General features: G+C 71.0%; 5 protein-coding genes. All 5 read right to left on the bottom strand.

Going from position 1 to position 4,499, the window contains the following annotated elements; genetic code table 11:
* Nucleotides 1-734: CBS domain-containing protein (locus ACK42S_RS15935; RefSeq protein WP_409709761.1), on the bottom strand; the 734-nt coding region annotated here is incomplete at its 3' end.
* A gap of 55 nt (nucleotides 735-789) precedes the next feature.
* Nucleotides 790-1,473, bottom strand: a complete 684-nt coding sequence (locus tag ACK42S_RS15930) for a response regulator (protein ID WP_409709758.1) — start codon at nucleotides 1,471-1,473, stop codon at nucleotides 790-792.
* Between the two features lie 14 nt (nucleotides 1,474-1,487).
* Entirely contained in the window at nucleotides 1,488-3,371 is a 1,884-nt protein-coding gene (locus ACK42S_RS15925; protein WP_409709755.1) for a type IV pili methyl-accepting chemotaxis transducer N-terminal domain-containing protein, read from the bottom strand.
* Nucleotides 3,372-3,480: 109 nt separating this feature from the next.
* Nucleotides 3,481-3,633: a hypothetical protein gene (locus ACK42S_RS15920; protein WP_409709752.1), complete on the bottom strand. Its 153-nt coding sequence runs from the start codon at nucleotides 3,631-3,633 to the stop codon at nucleotides 3,481-3,483.
* 70 nt (nucleotides 3,634-3,703) lie between these two features.
* Nucleotides 3,704-4,408 (bottom strand): SDR family oxidoreductase, encoded by a 705-nt coding sequence (locus ACK42S_RS15915; protein ID WP_409709749.1) that lies wholly within the window; start codon nucleotides 4,406-4,408, stop codon nucleotides 3,704-3,706.
* Nucleotides 4,409-4,499: the final 91 nt, after the last annotated feature.

Here is a 4,499-nt window from a genome sequence, read left to right as displayed (position 1 = left end):
AGGCAGTTGTCCTGGTCGGTCTTGGCGGTTTGCTCGCAGCGGGCCTGCGAGCCGGCGGCCACCCAGACGTAGTCCACCGGCGGCGGGCCCAGGCGGCTTTCGGCGAGGTGGATCAGCCGGGCGGTGAAGGCATCGGTGACAGCGGTGATCAGGTGGCCCGTGGCATGGGCCGAGGCGTCGGCCGCCGCGAGGTGGCGCTGCAACTCGGGCAGGCGCCGGCTCACGCGCACCAGCCCCTCCAGATTGGGCTGCTTGTGGATCTCGCCGACGAGATACACCGCGGTGGTGCCGTGCCGCTCGGTCAGGTCGCGCACCGTGACCAGGCCGGTGACGCGCTCTCCGTCCATGAGCGGCAGGTGGTGGATGTTGTGCCGCGCCATCAGCATCAAGGCCTCGATCGCGGGGCGGCGCTCGTCCAGGGTCAGGGGCGCCAGCGTGGCGATGTCCATGACCGGGCGCGACGGATCGAGCCCGGCCGCCACGACCCGGTTGCGCAGGTCGCGGTCGGTCACCAGGCCGAACAGGCGGCCCTGCTCGACCACCAGCACCGACGACACCCCCTGCTGCTGCATGAGCTGCGCCGCCTCGCGCACGCTGGCCGTGGGCGGCACCGTGACGGGATCGCGCCAGCGCAGGCCCGACAGCGGTTCGCTCAGCAGGTGCAGGTGCTGCTCGCGCCCACCGGGCGCCGGGCCGGGGACGGTCGGGTCGGGGGGAGGCCAAGGTGCGTGCATGGCCCCATCATCGCCGGCCAGCCCCGGCCTGACCAGAGGGGTACCCTGAGCAAGCTCAACCGCGCTGGCGCTCGCTGGCATAGACGGCCGCCTGCACACGCGAGCTCAAGCCCAGCTTGCGCAGGATGTGCTGGACGTGGATCTTGACCGTCGTCTCGGCGATGCCGAGTTCGCGGGCGATCTCCTTGTTGCTGGCCCCCCGAGCGATCTGGCCCAGGATCTCGCGCTCGCGCGGCGACAGGGTGTCCAGCGGCTCGGCCGCGGCCGGTTCAGGCGGCGCGGGCGCGCCGGGGGCGGCGTGCAGGGCCTGGAAGGCCGCCACCAGCTTGGCCGTCAGTTCGGGGCTGACGACCGAGTCGCCAGCCATCGTGCGCTCGATGGCCCGCACCAGGTCCGGGCCGTCGATGGTCTTGAGCACATAGCCGCGTGCACCGGCCTTCAGCGCCGCGGCGAGGTCCTGCTCGTCCTCGCTGACGGTGAGCATCAGCACCTTCGCACGCGGTGCCACCTCACGCAGGCCGGCCAGCGCATCCACACCGTTCACCCCGGGCAGGTGGTTGTCCAGCAGGATGAGGTCGGGCTGCAGTTCGCGTGCTTGGCGCTGGGCCTGCCCGGCATCGCCGGCTTCGCCCACCACCTGCAGCCGCGGCTCCAGGCCCAACAGGGCCACGATGCCGCGGCGAAACAGGGTGTGGTCATCGACGACCAGCAGGCGGATGCGGGCAGGAGCAGCAGGCATGGGCAGGGGTGGGTTCAGGCGGCCAGCGCTTGGGCCGGCACGGCCGGACCGGGCAGGGTCAGGACCACGCGGGTGCCGTGGCCGGGCTGGGTGTCGATGTGCACCGACGCGCCGATGCGGGCCGCGCGCTCGCGCATGATGCGCAGGCCCACATGGGTTTCGTCGGGGGGGGCTGCAGCGGCATCGAAGCCCACGCCGTCGTCGCGCACCTCGAAGCGCCACACCGGGGTCTGCTGCACGTCCACCCAGACTTCGCGGGCCTGTGCATGCTTGCGCACATTGGACAAGGCTTCCTGCACCACGTGCAGGACCTGGATCTGCACGTCCGGATCGAGCGGCAGGCCATGGCCATGCATCGACAGGTGCGCCCGCATCCCGCTTTGCAACTCGAACTTCTGCAGCGTCGCGCGCAGCGCCGGCTCGATGTCCTCGCCGCTGGCGCGGGTGCGGAAGTGCAGCAGCAGTTCGCGCACGTCGTTGTAGCTCTCGCGCACGCCGGCATCGAGCTCGCCCAGCACCCGCTCCACCGCGTCGGGATCGGCGCGGCGCAGGGCCTCGCGCAGCAGTTGCACCTGGATCTTCAGAAAGGCCAGCGACTGGGCGATGGAGTCATGCAACTCCTGCGCCAGCAGGCTGCGCTCCTGGGCCACCGCGGCCTCTTTGCCCAGCGCCTCGGCGCGCAGGCCCTCCATGGCCCCGGCCAGATGGGCCGCCAGGGCCTCGAGCAGGGATCGTTCGTCCTCGCCCAGTGCGGTGTCGCTGCGGAAGAAGAGATCCACCTCCCCCAGCAGCCGGTGCTGCAGCCGCACCGGCACCGACACCAGGGTCTGGTAGCCAGCCTGCGCGCACAGATCCCGTCCGGAGGGTCGGGACGAGACGATCGGAATGACCCGGGTGCTCGCGCCGTCCACGGCCTGGCCGCAGTGGCAACTGCCGGTCTGCACGCACTGCTCGTGCTCGCTCATGAACTGGGGCAGGCCGTCGCCGGCCAGCAGCAGATAGCGCTGGTTGGCCTCGTCGGACCAGCGCACGGCCACCGCGTCGGCCCGCGCCAGGCGCCGCACCTGGCGCGCAAACCCCTGGGCCAGCTCATCCAGCGTGGCGGCCTCGGCCAAGAGCGCGCTGGTCTCGTACAGTGCGGCCAGGCGCTCGCGCTGCTGTTCCAGCCGGGCGGTCTTCTCGGCCACCCGTCCTTCCAGGTTGGCATAGAGCGCCTGCAGCGTCTGCGCCATGCGGTTGAAGCCGCGGGCGAGCTGATCGAACTCCTCGCTCGATCCTTCCTCGACCCGCGCAGCAAAGTCCTGCGCCTGCACGCGCTGCAGGCCGCGCTGCAGGCGGTTGAGCGGATGGATCACGAACAGGTGGCCGGCATACAGCAAAGCCACCCCCACCGCGATGGCCAGTGCAAGGATGCCCAGTTGCACGGCGTGCAAGATGGCCGTCCACAAGGACAATTGCTGCTCGATGGCGCCGACAAAATCATCGATGGCCCCCACGAAGCGTTCGACGTCGCCAGAGGCGGCCGACGGTACAGCGCCCTGCCAGCGCTCGCGCAGGCTGCGCCACTGGCTGCGCACGGCGTCGAACCGGCTGCGGGTGGCCTCGTTCCAGGGTACGAAGAGCGGGCGGGAGGGGTCGCCGGTGAGCAACAGCTCCAGGCCCTGGTCGAATCGGCGCAGCCGTTCCTCGATCACGGCCGGGTCGGCCCGGCGCTCGACCTCGAGCGCGAGCTGGTAGCTCTTCATGCGCAGCCGGCCGGCCTCATTGACCGCGGCCGCCCCCCCCTCGATCTGCCAGGTGATCCACAGCGTCAGGCCGATCGAGGTCAGCGCGGCCAGCAAGAAGGCCGTGCACAACAGGGCCAGTTTGGCCCACAGCGTCCCCGGATGGCGTCTCATGCGGCCACTCTAGGCCGCAAGCCGGCCGCCTGGCTTGATCCGCGTCAAGTCCTCAAGAGCTCAGCCGGGTGCGGCCGCCATCTGCTCGCGCAGCACACGCGCGGTGGCCTCATCGGCCGGGAAGAAGGGCCGGGAAGAAGGTTTCCAGGGCCAGGTCCAGTTGCGACAGGTGGCGCTGCTGGCGCCAGTGGCGCAGCAAGGCGCCCACGTCGGTGCGCGCGCGGCCTGTCTCGCCACCCGCCGAGGAAGGGTTGCGTGTCATGGCCGCCAGCTTATCCGCGCGATCGCCGCATGCCCATGACCTGTGAGGTCATCGCCTGCGGCCGGCGCGCTCAGCTCAAGCCGTTGACGGGCAGCGCGGCCCCGTGCAAGGCGCGTGCCGCCGGCGAGGCCAGGAAAACGATGACCTCGGCCAGATCCTGCGGGGCCACCCAGCGGGAAGGGTCGGCGTCGGGCATCGCGGCCCGGTTCTCCGGCGTGTCGATGATCGTGGGCATCACGCAGTTGACATTGATGCCGTGCTCACGCAGTTCCATCGCCATCGCCTCGGTCAGACGCACCACGGCGCTCTTGGAGGCGCAGTAGGCCCCCATCTGCGCGCGGCCCTGGGTGGCACTGGCCGCTGCCACCTGGATCACCTTGCCCGCCCTTGCGGCCAGCATGTGCGGCACCACCGCGCGCGCCGTGTGTACCACCGTGCGGGCATTGAGGTCGAGCAGGAAATCCCAGGTCGCATCCGAGGTTTCATGCACGGCCTGCCCCATGCGGAAGCCGCCGGCGATGTTGCACAGCACGTCCAGACGGCCGAAACGCTGCAAGGCCTGCTGCACGGCCGCCTCCACCTGCGACGGATCGAGCAGGTCGGCCGCAAGCGTCAGGCGGGTGGCGTCGTCGGCCCCGTAGGCCCGCTGCAGGGCCGCAGGCTCACGATCGAGCAGCACCAGGCGGGCGCCGCGCTGTGCAAACGCCCGGGCCACGGCGCGGCCGAGATTGCCGGCCGCGCCGGTGACGAGGACGGTCTGTTGGCTGAAGTCCATGGGGAAGCACTCCTGTGTGTCGATGCACATGCGGGCCGGCATGTTAGAGCCTGTCAGCCCCCCGGTCCCGAGCGGGCGCACTGCCCGAGAT

Origin of the sequence: Caldimonas sp., assembly GCF_046289365.1 — a bacterium.
Lineage (GTDB): Bacteria > Pseudomonadota > Gammaproteobacteria > Burkholderiales > Burkholderiaceae_C > Caldimonas.
Note: the sequence above shows the minus strand (reverse complement) of the source record. Positions and strands in the feature narration are given on the sequence as shown.

Excerpts from the sequence above, each read along its gene's own strand:
- ACK42S_RS15930 (WP_409709758.1), bottom strand. The coding sequence starts at position 1,473 with ATGCCTGCTGCTCCTGCCCGCATCCGCCTGCTGGTCGTCGATGACCAC.
- ACK42S_RS15925 (WP_409709755.1), bottom strand. The coding sequence starts at position 3,371 with ATGAGACGCCATCCGGGGACGCTGTGGGCCAAACTGGCCCTGTTGTGC.
- ACK42S_RS15920 (WP_409709752.1), bottom strand. The coding sequence starts at position 3,633 with ATGACACGCAACCCTTCCTCGGCGGGTGGCGAGACAGGCCGCGCGCGC.
- ACK42S_RS15915 (WP_409709749.1), bottom strand. The coding sequence starts at position 4,408 with ATGGACTTCAGCCAACAGACCGTCCTCGTCACCGGCGCGGCCGGCAAT.